Annotated in this window: 1 protein-coding gene; it reads right to left on the bottom strand. The window is 67.8% G+C overall.

The features are described from left to right. Positions 1-22: 22 nt before the first annotated feature. On the bottom strand, positions 23-703 hold the full coding sequence (locus DEJ16_RS15410; RefSeq protein WP_110826207.1) for a hypothetical protein: 681 nt from the start codon (positions 701-703) through the stop codon (positions 23-25). Positions 704-849: the final 146 nt, after the last annotated feature.

Below are 849 nucleotides of genomic sequence, written 5' to 3'. Positions count from 1 at the left end.
TGGTGGTGCGTCAGATCGGGTGTTACTTGATCTGGGCGGTGATGGTGGCGGTGCCGACGAGCAGGCCGCGCTTGACGGCGTCGGTCTTGAAGGTCTGGTTCAGCAGGTCCGCGGCGTCCTGGGAGATGTGGACGGTGGTGCCGGTCAGGATCGCGTTGTCGCCCTCGAGCTGGAGGGGCTTGAGGGAGCCGCCGTGCAGCTCGAACAGGAACGCGTTCGGGGCGGCGACCTTCCCGTTGACGAGGACGTCACCGTAGAGCTTCGAGGAGCCCGGGTTCACGACGAAGTTCTCGAGCGTGACGGTGGTGTCGCCGGCCTTGAGGGTCAGGCCGGAGTCGTCGTGGTTCAGCAGACCCTGGACGTAGGGGCGGTAGTTGCCGTCCGGGCTCCAGTAGGTGACCGAGCCGGAGGTGATCGGGAACGACACGGCGCCGTCCTCGAGGGTCGCATCTCCCGAGACACCCGGGGTGAGCTTCAGCGAGGTCAGGGCGTCGGTGAAGCCCTTGTCGAGGGCGACGGAGGTGTCGCCGCCGAGGACCTCGGGGACCGACGCGACCGGGGCGGGGATCTTCGACGCGGAGCTGGAGACGGTGTGCACGGCCGGGGTGGAGGCGTTCGCGGCGCTGACGCCGAACGCTGCACCGCCGAGCACGAGGGCACCGGTCGTGGCGAGGGTGATCGAGGTCTTCAGGGACTTGCGCATGTCTTCGTTCCTTTGCTTGTCGCGCTCGGCGCGGATCTGGAATGGGATGCGCGCCGAACACACCCCGCGAAGGGGTGGAGAACCAGCGATGTGCGGCTGGTGAGCGCTTGCGGGCCGTTCCCGGCTTGTGACAGTGATTCGGCACC

This window comes from Curtobacterium sp. MCJR17_055, from assembly GCF_003224335.1.
Taxonomy (GTDB): domain Bacteria; phylum Actinomycetota; class Actinomycetes; order Actinomycetales; family Microbacteriaceae; genus Curtobacterium.
The sequence above is the reverse complement of the archived record's forward strand: the minus strand, read 5'-3'. Positions and strand labels throughout refer to the sequence as shown.